At 44.8% G+C, this 25074-nt stretch carries 17 protein-coding genes, 1 tRNA gene and 1 riboswitch; of the genes, 8 read left to right on the forward strand and 10 right to left on the reverse strand.

The window, feature by feature from the left end; all coding sequences use genetic code 11:
- Positions 1–140: 140 nt before the first annotated feature.
- Entirely contained in the window at positions 141–470 is a 330-nt protein-coding gene (locus MKY14_RS25000; protein ID WP_076124526.1) for a hypothetical protein, read from the forward strand.
- Positions 471–695: 225 nt separating this feature from the next.
- Positions 696–911 (forward strand): hypothetical protein, encoded by a 216-nt coding sequence (locus tag MKY14_RS25005; RefSeq protein ID WP_340977583.1) that lies wholly within the window; start codon positions 696–698, stop codon positions 909–911.
- A gap of 275 nt (positions 912–1186) precedes the next feature.
- On the opposite strand, the gene MKY14_RS25010 is transcribed toward MKY14_RS25005, so the two are convergent.
- The 5 genes from MKY14_RS25010 to MKY14_RS25030 all read right to left on the reverse strand — a co-directional run bounded on the left by MKY14_RS25010 (position 1187) and on the right by MKY14_RS25030 (position 3683).
- Positions 1187–1990 carry an undecaprenyl-diphosphate phosphatase gene (locus MKY14_RS25010; RefSeq protein WP_340977585.1) on the reverse strand — a complete coding sequence of 268 codons (804 nt, stop codon included), beginning with the start codon at positions 1988–1990 and terminating at the stop codon, positions 1187–1189.
- A 199-nt stretch (positions 1991–2189) separates the two neighbouring features.
- The gene (locus tag MKY14_RS25015) at positions 2190–2369 is read right to left on the reverse strand and encodes a hypothetical protein (RefSeq protein ID WP_076124531.1); all 180 of its coding nucleotides are present in this window, start codon (positions 2367–2369) and stop codon (positions 2190–2192) included.
- A 438-nt stretch (positions 2370–2807) separates the two neighbouring features.
- Positions 2808–2975, reverse strand: a complete 168-nt coding sequence (locus MKY14_RS25020) for a hypothetical protein (protein ID WP_340977587.1) — start codon at positions 2973–2975, stop codon at positions 2808–2810.
- Between the two features lie 234 nt (positions 2976–3209).
- Positions 3210–3281 (reverse strand) — tRNA-Thr (locus tag MKY14_RS25025).
- Positions 3282–3374: 93 nt separating this feature from the next.
- A complete protein-coding gene (locus tag MKY14_RS25030; protein WP_036682575.1) occupies positions 3375–3683 on the reverse strand; it encodes an MTH1187 family thiamine-binding protein in 309 nt (102 codons plus the stop codon).
- Between the two features lie 378 nt (positions 3684–4061).
- A riboswitch (cobalamin riboswitch) is annotated at positions 4062–4296 on the forward strand.
- A 243-nt stretch (positions 4297–4539) separates the two neighbouring features.
- Here MKY14_RS25030 and MKY14_RS25035 point away from each other — a divergent pair.
- From MKY14_RS25035 to MKY14_RS25050, 4 genes are all read left to right on the forward strand, one after another.
- Positions 4540–6525 (forward strand): anaerobic ribonucleoside triphosphate reductase, encoded by a 1986-nt coding sequence (locus tag MKY14_RS25035; RefSeq protein ID WP_076124534.1) that lies wholly within the window; start codon positions 4540–4542, stop codon positions 6523–6525.
- Positions 6522–7037: an anaerobic ribonucleoside-triphosphate reductase activating protein gene (gene nrdG, locus MKY14_RS25040; protein WP_076124537.1), complete on the forward strand. Its 516-nt coding sequence runs from the start codon at positions 6522–6524 to the stop codon at positions 7035–7037. The genes MKY14_RS25035 and nrdG overlap by 4 nt, the downstream gene beginning before the upstream one ends.
- Before the next feature lie 55 nt (positions 7038–7092).
- Positions 7093–9426 (forward strand): ribonucleoside-diphosphate reductase subunit alpha, encoded by a 2334-nt coding sequence (locus tag MKY14_RS25045; protein ID WP_312150788.1) that lies wholly within the window; start codon positions 7093–7095, stop codon positions 9424–9426.
- Positions 9427–9710: 284 nt separating this feature from the next.
- On the forward strand, positions 9711–10742 hold the full coding sequence (locus MKY14_RS25050) for a ribonucleotide-diphosphate reductase subunit beta (protein ID WP_036682584.1): 1032 nt from the start codon (positions 9711–9713) through the stop codon (positions 10740–10742).
- Between the two features lie 180 nt (positions 10743–10922).
- Here MKY14_RS25050 and ssuE read toward each other — a convergent pair whose 3' ends face one another.
- Positions 10923–11471, reverse strand: a complete 549-nt coding sequence (gene ssuE, locus MKY14_RS25055; RefSeq protein WP_036682586.1) for an NADPH-dependent FMN reductase — start codon at positions 11469–11471, stop codon at positions 10923–10925.
- Positions 11472–11872: 401 nt separating this feature from the next.
- Between ssuE and serS the strand changes: the two genes are divergently transcribed.
- A complete protein-coding gene (gene serS / locus MKY14_RS25060) occupies positions 11873–13162 on the forward strand; it encodes a serine--tRNA ligase (RefSeq protein ID WP_340916301.1) in 1290 nt (429 codons plus the stop codon).
- A gap of 415 nt (positions 13163–13577) precedes the next feature.
- Positions 13578–19874: a 5'-nucleotidase C-terminal domain-containing protein gene (locus tag MKY14_RS25065; RefSeq protein WP_340977591.1), complete on the forward strand. Its 6297-nt coding sequence runs from the start codon at positions 13578–13580 to the stop codon at positions 19872–19874.
- Between the two features lie 106 nt (positions 19875–19980).
- Here the strand turns inward: MKY14_RS25065 and MKY14_RS25070 are convergent, their stop codons facing one another.
- The 4 genes from MKY14_RS25070 to MKY14_RS25085 form a co-directional block, all read right to left on the reverse strand.
- On the reverse strand, positions 19981–20619 hold the full coding sequence (locus MKY14_RS25070; RefSeq protein WP_340977593.1) for a histidine phosphatase family protein: 639 nt from the start codon (positions 20617–20619) through the stop codon (positions 19981–19983).
- 37 nt (positions 20620–20656) lie between these two features.
- Positions 20657–21460 (reverse strand): aminoglycoside N(3)-acetyltransferase, encoded by an 804-nt coding sequence (locus tag MKY14_RS25075; RefSeq protein ID WP_340977595.1) that lies wholly within the window; start codon positions 21458–21460, stop codon positions 20657–20659.
- 73 nt (positions 21461–21533) lie between these two features.
- Positions 21534–23093, reverse strand: coding sequence for a response regulator (locus MKY14_RS25080; protein WP_076310028.1), 1560 nt, complete (start codon positions 23091–23093; stop codon positions 21534–21536).
- A complete protein-coding gene (locus tag MKY14_RS25085; RefSeq protein ID WP_340977597.1) occupies positions 23090–25000 on the reverse strand; it encodes a cache domain-containing sensor histidine kinase in 1911 nt (636 codons plus the stop codon). Before MKY14_RS25085 ends, MKY14_RS25080 begins: the two co-directional genes overlap by 4 nt.
- Positions 25001–25074: the final 74 nt, after the last annotated feature.

Consider the following 25074-nt stretch of genomic DNA (forward strand, 5'->3'; position numbering starts at 1 on the left):
CTATCTCCACAACAAGTAAGCCTTCAACAAGATGCAACAGACAACTATACTCATAATGGTTTCCCAATTAATTCTCCCTGTTCAAAAAGCATCTCAATCTGGTGAAATACTAATAACATTCAGTAGATTGGAGGTTTACCATGACAGAAATTGATGAGAGAAAATGGGGGCAGCAGGATCCTATCAAAGAACCACAAGATCGTTATGAACAGTTTTTAAAAGTTGTATCACTAACCTTTGTGAGTGTCACATTCACTATTATTTTCACTGAGATAAAAATGGGCAACTTTCCCCTTAAGCTCATTTTCTTTGTTATTGGACAATTCCTCATTTATGGATATGTGATGAAGAATCTGTCCAAGACCTCAGAAAAATTCAAAAATTCCTGCAAGAAATTAAAAATAAAGCTACCCATTCTCTACATTTTATATTTCTTGTTTCTCTTCTATATTGGGCAACCATATTTATAAAATTACTCTGTGCAAAAAAGTGACCCCACCAACTTCCGGCAGGGTCTAGATCTATATTATAAGGGGGTTATGTAATTACTATAATCCTCTTAGCTTAAATAAGTATGAAGCCCGTCTAAAGATTTGCTGAATTTTTATTATTTTTATCGAAACCGATCAAACAAGGTAACGTATCAATCTTAATTTCCAAATTACTACATATACAAAATGGAGGTGTGTATAAAGATGAAAATATTCAGTCTATTGCTTGTAGCATTGTCTTCCATTGGAGTAGTTGCCACATTCGGATTTTCAACATTCGGCTTAATCACAGGAGTTATAGGAGGGCTTATTGCAGCATTTGCAATTTCAGGCTACTTGCAGTCTGTCAGACGTGATTACCCCAATGAGAGCTATGAGAATAAACAAGTTAAGTATCAATCGAACTATAATACTTGGTAAGCAAAAAACCCACCTTAAACTGGTGGGGATTTTCATATTCCCAAACACTTGTAAAATTACTTTGTGATATTAATGGTAGAAGAAACAAACGAGGGATAATGGCTAGCTGTAGAAGTGCTTACACCGAAAATTCATTCCTTAGTTCATAGACTACTTGAGCTTTGTCTTGTTTGGTGATTTCCCCTTGTTTTAACCTCTAGTTTAATCTGTGCAGGATATGATGTATAGCCTTTTTAAAAGCTTCTTTCCCATGATGTTCATATTGACTAATCCAATTAATGTATGACAATTAAATAGAAGAGCGCTGCTAAAACAAACCGGTATAGAGCAAACCACTCCAATCGAAGTCTCTTAATCAGTTTGATGAACGTCACTACTGCAATCATTGCCACAAGAAAGGATGTCGCAAAGCCAATTAACATTAGAAGCAAATCGTCAGAACTCAGCAAATCACGACTATCGTACAAATCTAACAAGCTTGCACCAAACATAACAGGCACGGAAATAAGGAATGTAAAATCTGCAGCGGCTTTTTGGCTAGTGCCAAGCAACAGGCCACCTGAAATCGTCGAACCTGATCTCGAAAATCCCGGCCATAACGCCAAGCATTGAAACAGACCAATTCCGAAAGCCTGTTTATAATTAATCCCATCGATAGTACCAGCGGTTTCAGTCCGCCTATTCCGCGCTGCAATGATCATCAACACGCCACCAACAACTAGACCTATCAAAACAGGGGTTGGGCCAAATAATTGGCTTTTTATTGTGTCCTTGAAGAGAAGATATAGGGTTAATGCTGGTAACATAGCCAAAATCATATGAATGACATTTAATCCTTTGCTTTTGGAAAAATCCATTCTAATCATATTAACCCCAATCTCCAAATACCTTTTCCAATAAAGAATTAAAACTGCCATCACTGCACCCAACTGAATAACAATTTTAAAAGTTATTGCAGCATCTCCCTCAAAGCTAAGCAAATCGCCTGCTAGAATAAGATGTCCAGTAGATGATACTGGTAAAAATTCAGTTAAGCCCTCTATTATGCCAAGTATTATTGCTTTAATTACATCAGTCATTAGTGCATTGTCCCCTTTCGGAAATAAAATCATTTAATTTCCAGTATAAGGGAGACAAGTAAACTTCCCCATCGATTAACCTAACAATATTCAATTCAGAATGACATAATTGTCACATTGCTCATTATTCCAATCTTAAGTAACTCCTTTATTAAACTATCCTTTCCCGTTAGCATAACAACAGTATCAAACATTAAATTCAACCTGTATCAATAAAAAATCCGTTAACCTTCTGAACTTGCTGCCCGTTATTTTGGATAATCAATTTCAGAGCATGCAGCAGATATGAATACCGAAACGTAACTTCCATTTGATCATTCTGCAGCCGCGTGCGTGGAGCCTCAATGACCATCATGATTCCAAAGCGCTGAGAAACCACACAGAACCGCCACCCCAACCAAGAATAGGGGGGCTTTTTTTGGCAAAACACAAAATATTAAGTATAATGTTATTGTCGAAACGCTAAGGCGTCTGTACAGGATGGCTACCTGGCACTGATGATGGCAGGCCAAGCGCTTTATAAAGTTTTCTTTATGTGTATTTATACTTTAGGAGCGTGGTTATCTATGAAAATTAATATTACAGCACATTTTAACATTGATATTACTTTATCTCTTCATCTGTTAGCCGTAGCCAGTCTTGCTTATGAACTCAGTTCACTGACGAGCTCGTGAAATTCGAGCGAAAAGTATCTGTACTAAGACACCTTGTGGTGTCTTTTTTATTTTTATAGTAATTACCATCTAACCGATCTGCCCCCGCAAGAGAAAAGCAGCTTATGCTGCTCCTCCTCCACCATTCTTCATTCTGATTGCTGTCAGCTTGCGCCACACCTTCCATCTGCTCGACAGTGACCACTAGTCATACCGTTTTCATTAGCGATTTCGCGCAATGTCTTATCTTCCTTGATACGTTTCTCCAGAAGAACAGGGAACAGCAGGGGCTGTCCATCATATTCGACTTCAGGAAAGATTAGGCCATTCATCAATAAATATCACTCTGGATACTTATTCACATGTTCTCCCCAATCTGCAGGAAGCGGTGCCCCGATGTATCGGAGATTCTATTCTAGGAACCCGAAAAGAAGTGGAGAAAATTGACGAGACACCCACTTTACTCGGATAAAGGGTAGAAGAATGGAAGAAGTCAGGGGGATTTAACGAAAAATGGCACGGTCCCGGAATCCCGGAAAACCGCGCCATTGCGCCATTCTTAGATATGCGGGTGAAGGGAATTGAACCCCCGGCCTACGCATTACGAGTGCGTTGCTCTACCCCTGAGCTACACCAGCTTAACGCTGTTTTTCTGTCAAACAAAAAATATTATACAACTTTCAGCCAGAAACGCAAGCCTATTTCTCCCTGTTTTCCGCCCTCCTAAACTGCTAATCCACCTGTAGCTTACGCTCCACAGACTCTAACTTTCCACGGCTAGTAGAGGGTTTATCGCGGCGGTCGTCTATTTTAAGTGAAGTAGAGACACGTTCTGCACCTGCGGCAAAAGGAGACTCATGCAAAGCTTCTACCGCGGCAAAAATGCGTTGCAGAGGCCCTTCGATGATCGTACCCATAGACGTAAGTTCATAAGTAATCCCTTCTACTGTCTTCAGCACCCGCTGCATATCCGCAACATAGCTGCTAAGACTGGTACTGCCTGTTCCAATTGGAATAACTGTAACTTCAGCGATAGGCATGAGAATACCTCCTCGAAATTTTATAGTAGCTGTCTCCTTCCATTGTAACAATTCCACCGCTCTGTCACAAACTAAGCAAGATTATCCTCCCTTATCTCTTCTATTTCTTCTGATTACTCCAAAATATGACTTTGGGCTAAGAGTATTTTCTCATGAGCAAATTCTAGGGTCATCTGCACTATATTTATGGACTCTTTGTGGCATCTTTTCGGACAATTTATGAATCATTTCGCATCTCCCTGTGGATCAATTGTGGATTACTTATGGACAGCCTGTGGATCATTTGTGGAGTACTTTTGAAGAACCCGCTCCCCGCGCGGGTTTTCTAAAAAACTGTTTACAAACACAACATCTTGGGTTATTTTTATCTAACGACAACAAAATATAGTGGAGACAGGCGCTTTGATCCTTAACCGGATTTAGAGCTTAATAGGGAAGCGCGGTGAGAATCCGCTGCGGTCCCGCCACTGTAACCGGATGGCCTTCTTAAGCTTCTGGGAAGCTTGAGAATCCACATCTCCCGGCAAATGCCACTGAGGGTTAGGAACACCCTTGGGAAGGCGCCGAGAGATCCCACGGAAGCCAGGAGACCTACCTGTTTCGACGACACCAACTATTGATGCCTGCGAGGAACAGGGATGGTGTCCGCATGCGGTCATCTACGTAGAGACCTCTGCAAATATCCGTGTGGATATTTACATAACGCATCGGGCATTTTCTGCCATCCTCGGGTAGGGGATGCTTTTTTTTATGTAATCTGAACAAATATACGACTGCTTATAGCAGTCCAACTTCTTATGGATATATGGATTTGATGATAGATGTTTTTCTTTTATACTGAGAGGAGAGCTGTACAATGACGTTGTTGGAGAGACAATTTAATGGAGTAGAAAATGCACGGGAAGTTCTTTTAGAAGAGCTCATTGATTTAGGCCGGGATATTATCGACAGTCGGGATATGGACCTATTGCGCGAGAATGCCAATTTGAATGGAGAGAGTTTCTCCGGTAAAATGAGCAAGTTCGGCAGTGAATATTCAAAATGGTACGCCCGCAATTTTACGATGCCGCCACAGCTAGTGCAGGCTATTGATGACAATGTCGTCTATGTGCATGATCTGGATCAATACGCGATTGGAACGACGAACTGTATTTTTATCCCGTTTGATAAACTTCTCCGTGAAGGTTTCAATACCGGCAACGGCAGCGTTCGTCCTCCGAACTCAATAATGACAGCTATGTCTCTGGTAGCGATTATTTTCCAATCCCAGCAAAATGCTCAATATGGTGGTGTATCCGCCAATAAACTCGATTACGATCTGGCACCTTATGTAACCAAATCCTTCGCCAAGCTGTTCCGCAAGGGTCTGGATTATTTTGAAGAAGGACAAGCTGACGAATCTTTGGGCGAGATTACGATGAGCCGGACCGATCTGGCGGAGTCATATCCAAGAGCGTTCCGTTTTGCACTAAAGGAAACCGAAATCGAAACCCTGCAAGCGGCTGAAAGTATGGTACATAATCTGAATACCATGTCCAGCCGATCCGGTGGACAAATACCGTTTACCAGCATCAACTACGGTACTTGTACTTCACCAGAAGGTCAGCTTGTGATCAGTTCTCTGCTAACCGCAACTATGAACGGACTTGGCAGCGGAGAAACACCAGTGTTCCCGATTCAAATCTTCAAATGCAAGCAAGGAATCAATCAACAGCAAGGCGATCCTAACTATGAACTGTTCCTAAAAGCAGCTGAATGTTCTGCGCGCAGACTATATCCAAACTTCGCTAATCTGGACGCTCCGCTCAACTTGCAGTATTATGATTCAAGTGATCCTGATACGGAGTTCGCTACAATGGGCTGCCGAACCCGAGTGCTCGGTGACCGTTTTGGGCGTAATCATTGCTCTGGGAAGGGCAACCTTTCCTTTAATACACTAAATCTGGTTCGGCTAGGTCTGGCACACGGCACAGTAACAGGCAGACGTACCGTCGCAGACGAAGCTGGCTTCTATGAAGATCTAAATCATTATATGGATATTGCGCTGGAAGGACTTCTCCATCGCTTCCACATCCAAACCGCACAAAAAGCTAAAGCTTCCGATTTCATGATGCGAGAAGGCGTTTGGGAAGGCGGCGAACATCTTGCACCCGATGACACTGTAGGCGATCTGCTGAAGCATGGCAGTCTGTCTCTTGGCTTCATCGGTATGGCGGAATGTATGAAAGCTATGTACGGCAAACACCATGGCGAGGATATGGAAGTTCATGCCAAGGCGCTGGCTATCGTGCGTCATATGCGGGACTATTGCGATCGGAAAAGTGAGGAACTGGATCTTAACATCACCCTGTTCGCTACTCCAGCAGAAGGTTTGTCCGGTAAATTCACCAAAGTTGACCGCAAGGTACTGGGTTCCATTCCGGGCGTAACCGACCGTGAATATTATACGAACTCTTTTCACATCCCTGTATACTTCGATCTGGGTGCTGCTCAGAAGATCAGCTTGGAAGCTCCTTTCCATGAATACTGCAATGCCGGGGCTATTTCTTATGTCGAATTAAACGGCAATGCCCGCAACAACCCATCGGCTTTTATCAAAATCATTAAATATGCGCTCGAACAACAGGTCAGTTATTTCAGCATTAACCATCCGATTGACCGCTGCTCCAGCTGTGGATACGAAGGCGTAATTGGGACAAACTGTCCTTCCTGCAACGCAAATGAGAATGATGTGCACATCCGCCGTTTGCGCAGAGTTACAGGTTATTTAACCGGCGACTATCAGACCCGCTTTAATGCCGCCAAACAAGCTGAAGTTCGGGATCGCGTTAAGCATCTATGAATATTTGCGGTTACTATCCGGAGTCGATTAACGAGGGAGAGGGCATGCGGGCCGTCCTCTTTCTCAGCGGCTGCCGCCATCGTTGCCCGGGATGTTTTAATCCCGAGACATGGAACTTTAAATATGGAGAAGTCTTCACCTTAGAACGACAACATGAAATCATTGCAGAAATCGCCGCTAACCCTTTGCTGGATGGTCTGACACTGGCAGGCGGCGATCCTTTTTTCTCAGCAGAAGAGTTGCTGGGGTTCATTCATGAGCTTCGCACTGTACTGCCAGGGTTCTCAATCTGGATTTACAGTGGTTATACGTACGAAGAACTTACAGCCCTTCCCGGTACGCCGGAGTGGAATCTACTTAAACAGTGTCAGGTGTTAATAGATGGAAGATTTGTAGAAGAACTGAAAGATACTACGCTTCTCTACCGGGGAAGCTCCAACCAACGCATTATCGACATTCCGGCCAGCATGAACGGCTCGGAGGTCTTTCTGTGGCAGCCTGCTGCGCTATAATATATCAATTTTTGATATTGAAAATTAATTTGAAATAAGAAGGGATGAACTAACCATGCCGCAATTCGTAGTAAAACCGGATAATCGCCAACTGGCTTTTGATGAGAACCGTCTCTCCGTCTACGCTGACCGTATTCTGGAAGGTCTCGATCAACTAAATAAAGAAACTTTGCTGCGTGGAGTGAATTCCAAACTGCGTCGTGACTCGGTAAGCGGAGAAGAAATCAGCAACGCCTTCACCATGAGCGCTCTAGAGCTTGTAACAAAAGAAGAGCCTAACTGGAAGTTCGCAGCTGCCCGCGCCCTTCTGACTACCCTTTATAAAAAAGCTGCCGTTCATCGCCGCTACAAAGCTTATCCAGAAGAGCCTTACGGTGAATTGTATCCACTAATTACGGATCTCGTGAAAAAAGGAATCTATCGCGAAGAACTTCTAAGTCATTACACCAAAGAACAAATTATCGAACTAGGCGGGTGTATCGATTATACACGCGACCTTTTGTTTGACTATATCGGTCTGCTTACGCTATCCGACCGTTATTTGGCGCATGATTTTGACGGCCGTGTAATGGAGCTTCCACAAGAACGTTATATGATTATTGCTATGTACCTGATGCACCGTGAGCCAGCTGAAAAACGTCTTGAGCTTGTAAAAGAAGCTTATTGGGCTATGAGCAACATCTATATGACTGCTGCTACACCTACAATGTCCAATGCCGGCAAAAAGGTCGCTGGACAACTATCCAGCTGTTTTATTGATACTGTAGACGATTCCCTAGAGGGTATCTTTGACTCCAATACAGACGTAGCACGTCTTAGCAAAATGGGCGGCGGCATCGGCGTTTACCTCGGAAAAGTACGGGCACGTGGTTCGGATATCCGTGGCCACAAGAACACAAGCTCCGGTGTAATCCCTTGGATTCGCCAGTTGAACAATACAGCAGTCAGTGTAGACCAGTTGGGCACACGTAAAGGTGCTGTAGCTGTTTATCTTGATGTATTCCATAAAGATATTCTCGCTTTCCTCGATCTTAAGCTGAACAACGGTGACGAGCGCATGCGTGCACATGACGTGTTCCATGGCGTCTCCCTGCCTGACCTGTTCATGGAAGCTGTAGAATCGCGCAGCCATTGGAACCTCTTCTGCCCTCATGAGGTGAAAAAGGTCATGGGCTGGACAGATAAAAATGGCCGTCCACTAGGATTGGAAGATTTCTACGATGAAGAGCTTGGCAAAGGTACTTTCCGTGAAAAATATGCTGAAGCTACAGCGAACCTGGAATTATCCCGGATCACTGTTCCTGCGATCGACATCATGAAACGGATTATGAAATCACAGCTAGAAACAGGTACACCGTACATGTTCTACCGCGATACCGTGAACCGGACTAACCCAAACCGTCATCAAGGTATGGTTTTCTCCTCCAACCTGTGTACAGAAATTATGCAGAATCAGTCTGCAACAGTTATTGAGCAAGAAGAATTAGTAACTAAAGATGGCCAGACCCGGATCGTTATTTCCAAAATCCCTGGCGACTTCGTAGTCTGCAATCTGAATTCGATTCACTTAGCACGGGCGATTCCAGCTGGCGTATTAGAAAGACTTGTTCCGATCCAAGTTCGTATGCTTGATAACGTAATCGACATTAATAATATTGAAGTTCTGCAGGCACAATACACGAACAGCCAGTACCGCGCAGTAGGTCTCGGCACATTCGGCCTGCATCACCTATTGGCACTCAAGGGCATTCGTTGGGAATCCGAGGAAGCCGTAGAATATAACAATCATTTATATGAACATATCAACTACCTGTTGGTTCGTTCGAGCATGGAGCTTGCCCGTGAAAAAGGCCGTTATCCGAAATTTGCTGGATCCGATTGGGAGACTGGCGCATACTTCACTTCCCGCGGTTATGTTAGCGGTGAGCAAGAAGGTAAATATGTAACGACTGAGCAATGGCGCGAGCTGCAAGAAGAAGTAGCTAAGGACGGCGTACGTAACGCTTGGATGTTCGCCATTGCGCCGAATGGATCTACATCGATTATTGCCGGCTCCACCGCCAGCATTGATCCGCTGTATGAACTGCTTTCCTATGAAGAAAAAACAACTTATAAGATTGCTAACCCAGCACCGGATCTGTCCGACAAAACGATCTGGTACTATAAGACAGCATTTACGATTGACCAAAACTGGTCGATCCGCATGGCTTCTGCTCGCCAGCGTCACGTCGATCAAGGCCAAAGCTTCAACCTGTATGTCCGTCCTGACATCAAGGCTACCGAGTTCCTGGAACTGCATCTGAATGCCTGGAAGGGCGGCTTGAAATCAACTTATTATGTGCGTAGCCGTGCTTTGACTATAGAAGAGTGTGAATCTTGCGCTAGCTAATTATCTTAGTGCCCTAAATAGAAAAACGATGATGAATTTCGTAACTGCGAGGAATGTTTGGGCTTCCGGCCGCTGTTGTCATCAGAGGTCTTGATCTTTACCGCTATTAGCGGATGACATCCGATGACAGCATATGCTTTCGATGCGAGCTTTCCTACGGAAAGCTTTCGGGCGAACGCTGACGCTCCTACAGCTCCAAACTTCCTCTCCGTTACTCCATCACCGTCTTTCTATGAACAAGACACCAAGAAAGATTACCCACGCAAAAAATGGAGGGATAAGAAATGCAATTACAAAAGATTTTTAATACTGAAGCACCTAACCAATCCACACGCATTATCGACGGTGAATGCTCAGGTATTCTGAACTGGAATGATATTCGCATGCCTCATATGTACAAGCTGTATAAGGTACTGCTGCTTAATCACTGGATCGCGGATGAAATTCCAATGTCCAAGGATGCGCAACAATTCCCGATGCTGGATGCCGAGGAACAACGCGTATTTAAGATTAATATCTCCCTTCTCGCTGTGCTGGATTCGATGCAGACGATGTTCGTGAGCGACGTGAAGCGTTATTTCACCGATTCCTCTTTGGAAGCTATCTCCGCTATTATCGGGCAGCAAGAAGTGGTGCATAACCAATCCTATTCCTATGTTCTTTCCTCTATCGTGTCGGAGAGTGAGCAGAAGGAAATTTTTGAATATTGGAAAAAAGACCCTGTCCTGCTGGAACGTAATCAGTTTATCTCTGATATTTATCAAGAGTTCCGTGATAACCCTACGAGACAGACCTTTTTCCATGCGCTGGTAGCAGATCTCATCTTGGAAGGGATTTTCTTCTACAGTACTTTCGCCTTCTTCTACAATCTGGCCCGTGACCAGAAGATGATGGCAACTAGCCAAATGATCTCTTATATTCAACGTGACGAGAATCAGCACTGCTACTTCTTCGCAGAAGTATTTAAGCAGCTGCTTGTAGACTTCCCTGAGCTGAACACCAAAGAAAACATGGATTACGTATACCGTACCATCGACCGCGCGGTAGAGCTCGAAACCAACTGGGCTTATTACACACTTACTAACGTGCGTGGTATTGATCTTAACGAGCTTAGCGACTACATCAAATATACAGCGAACAAGCGTCTGACTTTGATGGGTATGGAAAAAGCTTATCAAGGTGTTGACGTTAACTGTATGCCTTGGATCAAACCCTTCTCCGATGATGCGCTTAATGCTACCAAAACTGACTTCTTCGAAGCTAAGTCCCGCAACTATGGTAAGGTTGGCGACGATAACGGATTCGACGATTTGTAAGACCGGATATATAACGATCCCTATATAAAAAAGAGGCCATTTTCTACTTTCTTAGTGAGATGGCCTTTTTGCTATAGCTTATATAATGCAAAAAGCGCCCCTCTCCCCTGGTATCAGGGATGAAAGAGACGCTTATACGTTTGTTATTAGCACTAAGCACAGAAGGCATGCTACTTAGTCTTATGCCTTGCGTTCCACACGATGTGTAGTTTCTTCTGCAAGCTCATCTAATGCATCGTTCAGGCGCAGCTTCAGCTCCTCAGCAAGCTCTACCACTCCGTGATCATTACGAACCACTTGAGAATCCACGGCATAGACGCCGCCAAGAATGTAACGCGCGCCCAGTACAGACAACACAGGTTTCAATGCGTAATCAATTGTGAGCAGATGTGCAAGACTGCCGCCCATGAACAGCGGGAGTACAACTTTTCCGGCCAATCCCTTTTGTGGAACCAGATCTAAAAAGGTCTTCAACACGCCTGTATAAGAAGCTTTATAAACCGGGCTAACCACAATTACCGCATCAGCTTCCGCTACAAGGCCATTGGCTTTGACGATAGACTCACTTTCAAACTTAGTGTGAATCAAATCCTCCGCTGGTAGCTCTGCTACGTTAATACGCTCAACCTCGAAGCCCTGATTGGTTAAGCTGGCCTCCGCATATTCTATAGCTGCATTGATACGCGATACCAGGGAAGGCGTTCCATTAATCACAACAATTTTAGCCACTTCTCCACCTCTTCCATCCCACTTAAGCAGCTCACACTGCTTTATTTATTATCCCGACAAAATTACTTTAAATTAATACTAATCCTAACGTAGAATTGATATTTTTGTCAAACCATAACCACTTGCGCTCCCTCCGCTCTTACGTTATACTAAGCAACAATATTAAATCCAACAATCAGGCCAATGATCGGCATCCAACCGTGAGGCGTCTGCGACCGGAGTCTACAACAACTCCCTAAGTTCACCGGGTTTCGCCCGTTACCGCGAAGACCAAAGAGGGTCGGATTGTTCCTGCAGTTAAGGAGATTCGATCAACCTGGGTGGCACCGCGAGCTGACGCTCCTCGTCCCATGGATGAGGGCGTTTTTTGCGTTTTTTTAACCAAAAAGGAGCGAAACGGTATGCTGGATATGAACTGGATCAAAGACAATCAGGAACTTGTAAGAAACATTACGGCTTGGAAAAGAGTCGACTTCCCACTGGATGAACTGCTGGAATGGGATGAGAAACGGCGCGAATTGCGCCAAGATACGGAACAGTTGAGAGCCCAGCGTAACGGGCTGACCAAAGAGGTTGAACGACTTTTACGACAGGGTGACAGCGTGGCAGGAGAAGCAGTTAAAGAACAAGTAAGAGAACTGAACAACCGCCTGAATCTCTATGAGGCAGAACTAACTGAGGCAGACCGGCGCTGTGGAGAACTCATGCTGCTCGCACCAAACCCTGTATCTCAGGATACACCGATTGGCCATGATGATAAAGATAATGTAGAACTGCGACGAACCGGAACGTTGCCGGAATTCGGCTTTAAACCGCGTGATCATGTAGAGCTAGGCGAGCTCCACAATATCATCGATATCCCCCGTGGCGTCAAAGCAGGCGGCCCACGCAGCTATGTGCTGAAGGGTGCAGGGTTGTTGTTACATCTCGCTGTACAGCGGCTGGCCATTGATGTACTAACTGCCCGCGGGTTCACGGTGATGGATGTTCCCGTGATTGTCCGTCCGGAAGCGCTGGAACGTACGGGCTTCTTCCCCGGCGGGATGGATCAGACCTATGAGCTAAACGGAGACAATCGCTGGCTGGTAGGCACATCGGAGGTGTCGCTTGTCTCGCTGTATAGCGATGAGATTGTCGAACTGGAATCGCCAATGCGACTCGCCGGAATGTCGGCCTGCTTCCGACGTGAGGTAGGATCGGCGGGACGAGACGTGCGTGGCCTGTACCGTGTTCATCAATTCTCAAAAATTGAACAAGTTATCTTATGTCGGAATGATGAGGGCGTATCAGAGGGCATGCTGCAGGAGATTCTTGCGAATGCAGAGCATATTCTACAGCTCTTGGAACTTCCCTATCGGATCATGTCTGTCTGCACAGGAGATATGTCCCTGAAGACACATAAGCAGTATGACATCGAGACTTGGATGCCAAGCAGAGAGGCATACGGAGAGACACACTCGGCTTCCAACCTGCTCGATTTCCAAGCTCGTCGTTCGGGCATTCGTTACCGGGATGCCGACGGTAAGCTGCAATACTGCCACACCCTAAACAACACCGCAGTGGCTACACCAAGGATCCTAATTCCGCTGCTGGAGAATCATCAACTGGAGGATGGATCCATTTACATTCCGCAGGCACTGCGTAAATATATGGATGGAATTGAACGGCTTGAGCTTCCGCACCAGCAGTGATGTGTTGTCCAAGTAGATTTAAAATTAATAATGCCCTTCCACTTCTCGATAAGAAGCTGGAGGGGCATTATTTTTGTTCCGATACATTCTATATAATTCTAATCACTATTGTTTTCCCTATGTAAAAATTAACAAAACTCTAGAATAAATTTGTCGCAATCCATAATAAATTCAACAATATATATAACATAAAATTAAAATATCGGTGATCTATTAACCATAAAAATACTAAATTTATAATTAATATTGTATTTATGCACTGTTTTTATACTAAAATCACAACATTTCAATTTTTAGATTTAAATGATGCAAACTTTAATTTATATTCATGAAAGACAACCTTTCATTTTACATTTGAATGCTAAGATTTAATAGGTTGTAAATAAAAGATTCGAGGGGAGAATGACTTATCCAAATGATTATTTCTTCAAGAGTAAGGAAATGGTTCGCTACTGGACTGGCAATGTTAATGGTTGCCGGCAGTGTGTTACCAGCTGTCCAGACTGCCGAGGCAGCACCGGATAATAGCAATATTGTTATCTCGCAGGTCTATGGTGGTGGTGGAAACGGCGGAGCGGAACTTAAAAATGATTTTATTGAATTATACAATCCTACAAATCATCCAGTAGATTTGACTGGATGGAAAGTTCGCTATACCTCAGCTGCCGGAACCTTTAGTAGCGGAACAGACTTAAATGGAACCATCCCGGCAAATGGATACTTCCTTATTGAGGAGGCCGCTGGAACGGGAGGAACTACCGACTTGCCTACTCCTGATGTTAGCAAGGGAATCCTTGCTATGAGTGGTACAAACGGCAAAGTCGACCTCGTTGATAAATCAGGTACAACAATTGATTTAGTTGGCTACGGAACAGCTACAAATGTCGAGGGAAGTGCGACCGCTGCTCTCTCCAATACGACAGCCGCTATCCGTAAAGCTGCGGCTGGTGCACCGGCTGACAGCCGCGGTCTAGATACGGATAACAACTCTACGGATTTTGTTGTCCAAGCACCAAGTCCACGGAACAGCACCTACGGTACGTTCCCTGAATTACCGGAAACTGCTAGTTCCGCAGTAGCTTTACCAGCCCCTAATGCCTGGCCGGCTGGTACAGAAATATCTTTGAATTCTCCAACGGTTGGAGCATCCGTCTATGCAGCTGTTTATGGATCAGGTGGTTCAACTAATTTCCAACCTTACACAGGGCCTATTACCTTAACTGAGGACACTACGATTAAAGCGTATGCTTCAGAACCAAATATGCCAGACAGCCCTATATCGACTTTTGATTACACTATTCTGGCCAAAACAGATGTTGCAACAGCACGCCTTGCTAGTAAAGGTCAGAATATTTTAACAGAAGGTATCGTAACTCACATTAATGCAGCAAAAATGTATATTCAGGATGAATCCGGCGGGATCGTACTTTATGGTTTCCCAGAGTTCGCAAACGTTGGAGATCGTGTTAAAGTAAGCGGCACAATGGATATCTACAGCAACCTGCAAGAAATCAAATTCCAAAGTGGACTTCAATACAATGTAGCTGCACAAAATGTTGGGGTGCCTGCACCAAAATTGATTACAGCAACCGACTTGTCTGCCGCGAACGGCGAAAGCCACGAAGCTCAGCTGGTAACTATGAATAATGTGACCATAGACAATGTAAATGGCAGCACGGTGACTGCTAGCCAAGGTGGACAACAATTCACAATTTTTTCAACCCTGCCTAAACTAGTTAAGGGTAAAACCTTTGACAATATCACTGGGGTTATCGAGCAATATAGTACGACTTATCAATTCATTCCACTTAATGAAAATGCTTTGGTGGAAGAAACTTTTTCCGTTATGGCCAGCCCTGGCGCAGGTCGCATCATCAAAGGAAGTTCTGTGACCCTATCCAGCCCTACTCTTGGAGCACAGATTTACTACACGACCAACGGAACTGAACCAACAACAGCAAGTAAGCTTTATTCAGATCCGATTACAGTTAATCAAGATCTTACCATCCATGCAATTGTCGTAGCAGATGGCAAGACAAGTAAGGTTTATACCTTTGCATATAAAGCATCTGAACTCCCTCGTATACATGATATTCAAGGAGAATCTCATACTTCTGAGTATGCAGGTCAGAACGTTTCCGATGTAGAAGGCATCGTTACCCAATATGGGTACACCTTCGCCACTGGTGCTTATAGAGGTTTCTTTATGCAAGACCCTCAGCCAGACGATAATGTAAACACTTCGGAAGGTATTTTTGTATACAGCACTAATTCATCCCTTAAGCCTCAAATTGGAGATTTAGTCCAAGTTAGTGGAGCTGTTTCCGAATACAACGAAGGTAACGCAAGTAATTTAACCTCTACTCAAATTACTATGACTTCAATAAAAGTAGACTCCTCTTCAAGTTATACTGTGCCAGAGCCTGTCGTACTTGGTAAAGGCGGGAGAGCCATTCCGTCTTCCATAATTGACAATGACGGCATGGCTGATTTTGAGCCTAATGAAGATGCAATTGATTTCTACGAATCGTTAGAAGGTATGCTCGTCAAGCTCCCTACCCCTACGATTATCAGTCCTTACTGGACAAGTGGTAGCGGAAATTCCATGCTGTATAACATCCCTACAAGAGTAGAAAATGAAACACCTGATGTCATCACACCAGCTGGTGGATTAGTTCTCAAAGAATACAACCAATACAATCCTCAGCGCCTCATCATTGCTTACGGAAATCCGGGTCAAGAAGTCATCACCGGAGATAAGTTCGCGGGAGATGTAACTGGCGTCATCGGATACAACAACGGTAACTTCAAAGTGATTCCGGAAAACGGTAAGCTTCCAGCCATCACTCCAAGTACCTTTAAGCAAGAAACAACTACTCTTGAAGTCAATGATAGTAAGTTGTTGATCGCATCGTACAACATTGAAAACTTCTACCCGGGTGTCGGAGCAACAAAAATCCAGAAACTAGCCGACTCCATCACAAACAATATGAAAAAACCTGACATTATCGGCGTTGTCGAAATGCAGGACAGCAATGGTGAAGCCAATAATGGTATCACTGAAGCAAGTGCAGCCGAATTGATTAAGGCTATTGAAACCGCTGGCGGTCCTGTATATAAATACACAGATATCGCTCCGGAGAACAATATGGATGGCGGTGCCCCAGGCGGAAACATTCGCGTAGGATTCCTGTACAATCCAGCAAGAGTACAGCTTGCGGACAGTGTGAGCGGACAAAAAGGTACAGCTACACAATCCGTTGGATATAACGCAGCGGCAGATCAATTGACCTACAATCCAGGACGAATTGATCCAACAAACTCTGCCTTTGCAAGTTCACGTAAACCCCTTGCTGCACAGTTCGTATTCGGTGGCGAAACAGTAATTGTGATCGCTAACCATTTCAATTCAAAAGGCGGCGATACCGGTCCTTTCGGAAACATTCAGCCCCCTGTATTGTCCAGTGAAACACAACGCCATAAAATCGCGGCGGTCGTAAACGGATTTGTCAAAGAGGTTCTGACTGCAAATCCTAAAGCCAACATCGTAGCTCTTGGCGATTTGAATGATTTCCAATTTACTAAAACTGCAACCCTCTTAAAAGGTACAGAACTAGACAATTTGATCGATACATTACCTTTAAATGAGCAGTATACGTACACCTATGATGGAAACTCTCAAGTGCTAGATCATATTCTTGTCAGTAAAAATCTAACGGCTTCTTCTAAAGTAGATGTCGTTCATCTAAATGCCGACTTCTCACCATCGAACGGTCGGGTATCCGATCATGATGCGGTTTTGGCACAGATTGATTTTAATACTGCTGAAGACTTCCCACTAACCATTCTGCACACCAATGATACACATGCAGGATTAGATACTGTCAGCTCGCCAAACAACATCTTGCGCCGTGTAACAGCAATCAAAGATGCCAAGGCGACTACAGAGAATCCTATTCTTGTAGACGCAGGTGATGTGTTCTCCGGAACGCTTTACTTCAATAAGTATCTGGGTCAAGCAGATCTGGCCTTTATGAATCTGGTTAAATATGATGCTATGACTTTCGGTAATCATGAGTTTGATAAAGACTCAGATGTACTGTCCAAATTCATTGGCAACGCAAAGTTCCCATTTGTCTCCTCCAATGTGAACTTCTCAGCGGATGATATTCTTAGCAAAATGTTCACCAATGAAATCGGCCGGTCAGGTAATGCTGGAACCATCTACCCTGCGCTGATCAAAGAAGTAGACGGCCAACAGGTCGGTATCATGGGTCTGACGACAGAAGATACGGCGAACATTGCTTCACCAGGTAAAGTGACCTTTGAGAATGCCTTCGCTAAAGCGGAAGCAACGGTCGCTATGCTTGAAAAAGAGAAAGTTAACAAGATCATTGTTCTCTCTCACCTTGGCTATGAAGAAGATCTCAAGCTAGCCAAAGCCGTTAACGGCATTGATATTATCGTTGGGGGTCACAGCCACACGCAACTGAATCAAGCCGTTGTTGATAACACCGATCCAAAAGCACCGAAGCTAATTGTACAAACTGGTGAAAAAGGTCTTTTCCTTGGCCAACTTGAAGTTAAATTTAACAAAGATGGCGTACTGACCGATTGGAAAGACCAATTAATCTCCATCGATGCTAAAAACGGTACTAACTACGTTATCGCAGAGGATCCTGAAGCTAAAAAGATCCTGGATACCGAGTATAAGCCGGGTATTCAAGAACTAACCAATGAGGTAGTAGGAAATTCAGAGGTTGTTCTAAACGGAGTTCGTGATAATGTGCGCACAAAGGAAACTAATCTTGGTAACCTGATTGCCGATGGCATGCTTTATGCAGCTCAAAAAGCGGGCACTAATGCCGTAATCGCCTTGCAAAACGGCGGCGGTATTCGCGAATCCATCAACGAAGGACCGATCACACAAGGCGAAGTACTCGGTGTACTTCCATTCAACAACGATCTGGTTACGATCACTTTGACTGGACAAGAAATTAAGGATGCTATGGAGAACGGGGTTTCCAAAACGCCGGCAGCAGACGGACGTTTCCCACACGTTGCAGGGTTGAAATTCTATTACGACTCTACGAAACCTGTGAACGAACGTGTATTGCGTATTGAAGTGAAAAACGGGGAGAAATACGTTCCTCTAGATCTAAAAGCATCTTATGAAGTAGCTACTAATGCTTTCACAGCTAAGGGTGGAGATTTCTATACTTCACTTGAAAAGGCCTATAAAGAAGGCCGCGTGAATCTGCTGTACCTACCGGACTTTGATGTATTTACGAAGTATCTGCAGAAGGTTGGAACGGTCACTGCCAACACTTCCGCCGTTGAAGGCCGGATTGTTGATCTAAAAGGTGCACCACTACCGGAGACAAATCCAACTCCGACACCAGACCCAACACCAGTACCAACACCAGATCCAACTTCAGTACCAACTTCAGTACCAACTTCAGTACCAACATCGGCTCCAACAGTACCAACAGCTACACCATCACCAACTGTTGCTCCAACTGTTGCTCCAATTGCTTCAGCACAAGTAACAACAATTGATGCTGCTGATCTAACCAAACAACTTGCTGAACTGCCAACGGGTAGCCAAGAGCTGGTTATTCCGGTTAAAGCCACTACAGGCGGCGCTCAAGTAGTGCTTCCAGGCAGTGTGCTTGTAAAACAAGCAGCAGCACAACCTAACACAGTTCTTACCTTTACTACGGATGGTGCTTCTTATTCCTTGCCACTCCGTGTTGTAAACAGCGCAGCACTTGCCGCTCAATTAGGCACCAGCGACTTTACAATTACGGTATCCATTCTAGTAGCGAATTCGGGAACACTAAACAGCACAAACCAAGCTATCGCCTCACAGCTGGGTAATGCTACTTTAGCTGCTCCAGTAATCGAATTCAGCGTTTCAGCGCAAGCCGGAACTAAGAGTGTGCAGTTGAACAATTTCGGCAGCACTTACGTGAAGCGCACGATCAATGTACCTGCCGTCTTAAATTCAAATAACGCAACGGCAGTGGTCTTCGATCCTGCTTCAGGTAAGATCTCCTTCGTGCCTGCTATCTTTGTTCCTAAAGCAGATGGAACAACGGACGTTACGATTAAACGGAACAGCAACAGCTACTACACCGTTGTTAAGTCTTCCAAAACGTTCGCAGATATTAACGGACACTGGGCTAAATCATCTATTGATCTGTTAGCTTCCAAGCTGATCGTCAGCGGAACAAGCAACGATACGTTCTCTCCTTCACAGTCGATCACACGTGCTGAGTTCGCGGCATTAATTACGCGTTCTCTGGGACTTGCGACAGCTAATGGTGAGACCACATTTAAAGATGTAAACCCAAGTGCTTGGTATGCTGATGCTATTCGCACCGCAGCAGAAGCCGGATTGATTTCCGGTTATACCGATGGCAGCTTTAAGCCGGGTAGCCCAATCACTCGTCAGGAAATGGCCTCGGTATTAGCGAAAGCCATCAAGTACACAGGGAAAACCTTAAATGCCGATCCTGCAGCACTGGCTAAATTCAGTGACGCAGCAAGCATTCCAGCTTGGTCCCAAGCAGCAGTAGCAGAAATCGCTGCTGAGGGAATTATCCAAGGAGCAACAGATGGATCCTTTGCTCCACAGAAGCTGGCAACTCGTGCCGAAGCGGTTACGATGCTGGAGAAGACATTGAAATCTCTCCAGTTTATCAACTAGCAAAAGCTGATTTCCAGCTCTGAAGTCAAAAAGGCGGTTCTTCGAGTGCGTAATGCACCCGAGGAACCGCCTTTTTTATAAACCCAATCTGATCTTGCAGGAAGTGTTATGATTCCATCCCAGCTTCACTCTCTTCGTAATGGCTCGTATCCCCATGCAGCAGGATTTCGGGCACACCATCCGTAAAATCAACCCTGCATAAGCAGGTCGGATAAATGTAAGGCAGATCCCAGAGCTTAGGCAGTGCTCTGCCCTCAAAATAGGCCATTAACAGCTTAATCACTACTGTATGTGTGACAATAAGAATGGTCTCACCTTGATGCTCAACGAGAATTTCCTGAAGCTTACCCAGCGCCCGTGCCTGCACCTCTGCGAAGGTCTCACTACCCTCCACTTTAAACTGCTCAGGGTCTTGCCAGAAATTGCGATGCTGCTCCGAATACTCGCTCTCCAGCTCAGTAGAATCACGGCCTTCCCACACACCCATGCCAATCTCTTTGAACGCCTCAGAGGTCATAAGCGGAGTACTCCGCTCTCCTCGAATAATTTCAGCTGTGCGCAGCGCCCTTGGGCTGGGGCTTGCATAGATGACATCCAGCTGTTCAGTGTGCATCCCCCGGCTCAGCCATTCAGCCTGTTGTACACCAAGCGCTGTTAGTTCAGAATCCATATGTCCCTGCATCCGATGCTGCACGTTCCATTCCGTCTGACCATGCCGGGTTAAAAATATCGTTGTTGTACTCATGCCAGCTTCTCCTTCCGTTTCCCTATCCAATGAGGTTCTACTTCCTGTTCTGTTCCATCCAGTTCAATGCATAATCTACGATTTCCCGTTGCGGAATCAATTGAGCGGTTGCGGAAGCAACCTGTCCATATGTAATAAGTCCCGTCTCTTGTCCAAACTGATCTGCCAGCTGAACGAAATCGTCAGAATCCCAATCCAGCTCCTTAAATTCCACCCACTGCCTAACTCCATCCACCATAATGGGCGCCCCGCCAAGGGTTTCCTTCTTGCCAGCATAAGATGCGCGGCATTCGGCAAGATGCAGAGAAGTATTATTAAGATTGCCAACACCCAGCAACAGTACATGTCCGCCCAAATCGTAAATCCGAGCCAACGGAGAATCTTCCCCCAGACCCATTTCAAGCGAATGACCATACATAATTTCGTCTCTATGCTTGCCCCAAGCGGCAAACGAATGAATCGGATGGTCACTGCGTTTTACTCCTTTTTGTTTACGGAAGCAGTCCGGAATAACCCCCATTCCTCTAAGCTGGGTCAGGTCTGGATCATAAGCCGGCATCTGCTCGCGGATACTCTGCCACCACGCCTCCGGCACCGGTGGGTTGCTCCAGCCTGCGGGATCAGTCAGGTCACTGGAATGTGTGGGCATTACTAGCGTGCCAGATTCTCCGAGGACCTCCTCCAATGCCAAAATAACAGCGACCGGGCCCCCGGCTACCCATTGGCCTAACGATTTAAAAGAAGAATGCAATAAAATCGTCATGCCCGCCTTAACGCCCAGTCGACGAAAATCCGCTGCTAATGTCTGAACCGTAATCAAATTGCCTTGTATTTCTTCCACCCTTCATTCCTCCAATGAATCTTCTCAAATCCATTATATAGGAGGGCCGCTTCTAAATGCATCTTCAATAGCCTCAACACTCTTCGGATACTATTTTCGCTCTATAATCACCTGGGGAAATCCCTTCCAGCTCTTTAAAAACACGGGCAAATTGTTTACTGTTCTCGAAGCCTACCTCTTCTGAGACTGTTGCGAGTTTACTGCAGCCTTTTGCCAATAGCTCTTTAGCGTGACGGATACGGACCTTTTTTAAATAAATAACAAAATTCTCACCGGTATATGCCTTAAAGGCTTCGCTAAAATAAGAATAATTCAGGGACACATGATTGCTGACCATAGCCATATTCAGTGGACGGGCATAGTTGGCTTCAATATAGCTCAGTGCCTCTTCCATATCCGCATGCTCGGTATGCGCAGACCTTACGCCTACAATGTATTCATTCACACTCAAGAGTAAGTTCTCCAGCGCACGATAATATTCGTGGAAATGACGATAGTTGTACATATTGCCTACCGTACGATACAGCTTCAATACCTCTACCGAGGCTTCGCCATGTACCCGAAACACTTCATCCAACACCAGTTCGTTTACATTCTGTCCCACGGACTCCAGATAAGCTAGGTCCAGTTCCTTCAAATGCTCAGTTTGAAAAATCACAGATAGAAGATGCTTCATCTCCTTCTCGCGTTCTGTTCCCAGCATATTGAGCAGCTTGCGAAGCTCTTCCTTAGGTAACGGAAAGTTAGACCGTCCCTGACCAACATCCCCATAATCCAACAAACTCACTTGCGGATATAAAAAAGTATATTGCAGTGCCCGGCATGCTTCCTTATAACAGGAACGAAGGTCCTCAAGACTTCCTCCTTCGCTGCTAATCCCAATCGATAATCCCTTTATTTCCTTAGCTTCAGCTTGTCTGGACAGCTCTATAAAATCCTGTTTTCTGCTCCCGATTAAGACTAATTTGCCATCCCAATCCGTTGTGATTTCCGAGAAAAACTTTTCAAGCGGTCCGATCAATCGTTCCGCCAGTCCCTGAACATCCCCCGACTTCATTCTTGTTCCGTCATTGTAATAGTAATTCAACACACCAACTGTAAAAGGTGCTTGCAGATCACTTAGCCACTCTTGCTGCTCACGCTCCAGCGGAACCTCCTGCTGCATTAGCAGTCCCCGTAAACGACTGGACCGCAGTTCCCTGCGGAAGTGTTCCGTTTCCTGTTCCAGCTGCCTTGCGCTGAGATCCTGTTCTTCCTGTTCCTTATCGATATTCTTCAAAATTTCGAACAACTCATCTCGGCGAATCGGCTTCAGCAAGTAATCCTTCACGCGATAACGAATCGCGCTTTTGGCATATTCGAAATCATCATAACCGCTTAAGATGAGCACTGCTGGGCTTTTCTCACCACTTGTTAGCTTAGATATCTGCTCCAACAGTGTAATTCCATCCATCACTGGCATACGTATATCTGTAATAATAATATCTGCACCTTCGGTCTTAAATATCTCGAAACCCTCTGCGCCATTACTCGCCATTGTGATGGTATACACGGACGGAAATTCTCTTTCTATCATAGTCTTGAGACCGTAACGGATATTCTTTTCATCATCAATGATCAGTAGCTTCTTCATAGTTGTTTTTCTCCTGTCAAAAGAACTTTCGGCAAGGTCAGACGTACCATCGTCCAACTCCCTGCTTCACTCTGTACTACAAGCCCATATTCATCACCATAAAAGATTTGCAGTCGCTGATGTACATTTCTCAGTCCAATACCACCTGTTCGGCGGTCAACATCCCTCTGTTCTGAAGCACTCTCACAGCGCTCATCTTTCGCATAAATCGCCTCGTTCAAAGCAACCAAACGCTCTGGAGTTAAGCCGATGCCATTATCACGAAGCTCTATGCAAATATCACCTTCCGTTTCCGAAATATGAATATGAATGTTCGGGTCCTGTAAATTCTCTTTCTCGTCGCACCAAGCATGCTTAACACTGTTCTCTACAATAGGCTGCAGTGACATTTTCAGCACCTCCAGCTCCAAATATCGAGGTTCAATATGAAGCACTAACTTAACCGGATATTCAAAACGAATATTCATCACTTCAATGTAATTTTCAATGTGGCGGACTTCATCCCGCAGCTTCACATACTCTCCGGACCATTTAAAATTATAGCGCATCATCCCACCCAGCGAGGTCAGTGCGTCCGAGATCGTTCGCTGGTTCTCAATTTCAGCCAGCATTTTTATATTTTCCAGCGTATTATACAAAAAATGTGCGTCAATCTGGTTATGCAGCGTACGCAGCTCAGCCTCTTTAGACAACGCCTGCTTGCTCACTGCCTGAGCCACCAACGTATTGATGGTGTTCATCAGCTTGGAGAAATGATGGGCAAGCTCCCCGACTTCCCCTCCACCACGAATCATTATTCCAGTGTACGCTTCACCTCTACGCACTTTTTTCATCGTTTCGGTCAATCTACGCAGATTTTTTAGAATAAAGGCATTTGTCACATAAGCGATCAGCGTTAGTAAAGTAATAAAACCAACATTGGCTCCAATGATTAAGTTGCGCGTGCGGGAGATATCCTTCATCACTCCTTCCATTGACACTACATTTAACAAATAAGCATCAATTCGTTCTAGCGGAGTGTTAATTAACAAAAACGATTTACCATTCTCCGAGTAATTACTGTCCCATTCGCCAGTTTCCCGGAACTGCTTATACCGTTCTGCAATCATATCAGCCATCTCTAGATTATCCTGCAAAAAAGAATTGTCCGGCCTGGTGAAAAGCTGCAGCTCACTATCCACAAGAAACATCTGGGTCTGATTATCCCGTACATCTGTATACGTCTTGGGTGTAAATCGACTAAGCAGCATATCCACCTGCACCATGCCGATATGATTGTCTGCTGGCCGACTCTTCTCACGCAGCAAAGAAACCTTTGGCAGACTCTCCGTCGGTGCTCCCAAGTATCTCTGCATCAAATCCGGATCATTTTTCTGAAAAGACCAGTATTCCTGCCCCTTCAATTGAAGCGCTTTCTGAAACCATGGGGTGGAAGAAACCCGCTCTTCGCGAAAGATAATCGGCCAAATTTCATGCACCTTATTACTTCTCGAATACAGCCGTAAATGCTCAATATTCGGATTATTAAATTGAATACGAGTCATATTCACATAAGCATTTGTATTAAAATCAACCAAATCTACTAGCTGCGGTTCGGTTTCATTCGCTAAGAATTTTTCTACTTCGGCATCAGAATAAGCCATTTGCGCCGCCCGTTCCATCGCTTCGATCTGATTATGAATATGCAGCTTCTCCATTTGCGACAAATAATCATTTTTCTCGACGGCATCGCGGAGATAGGTATTATTAATGGCTTTATAGGAGTAGACAGAAACCAGCAAACACGGGCCTAAAACAATAAAAACATAAGCTGCAATTAAACGGCTCTGAAGTGATCTTCGCCCCCACCAATAACTAAAAGAATGCCATAATGCTCTGGTTCGATCTCGCCTATTCACTTTATACACTTCTGTCCTGTCCACCTCGCTAAAATAGTGAATATTCAAATACTTAATATCTATTCCTTATTATAATTCGAAAA

It is taken from the genome of Paenibacillus sp. FSL R5-0887 (assembly GCF_038002305.1).
Lineage (GTDB): Bacteria > Bacillota > Bacilli > Paenibacillales > Paenibacillaceae > Paenibacillus_AQ > Paenibacillus_AQ odorifer.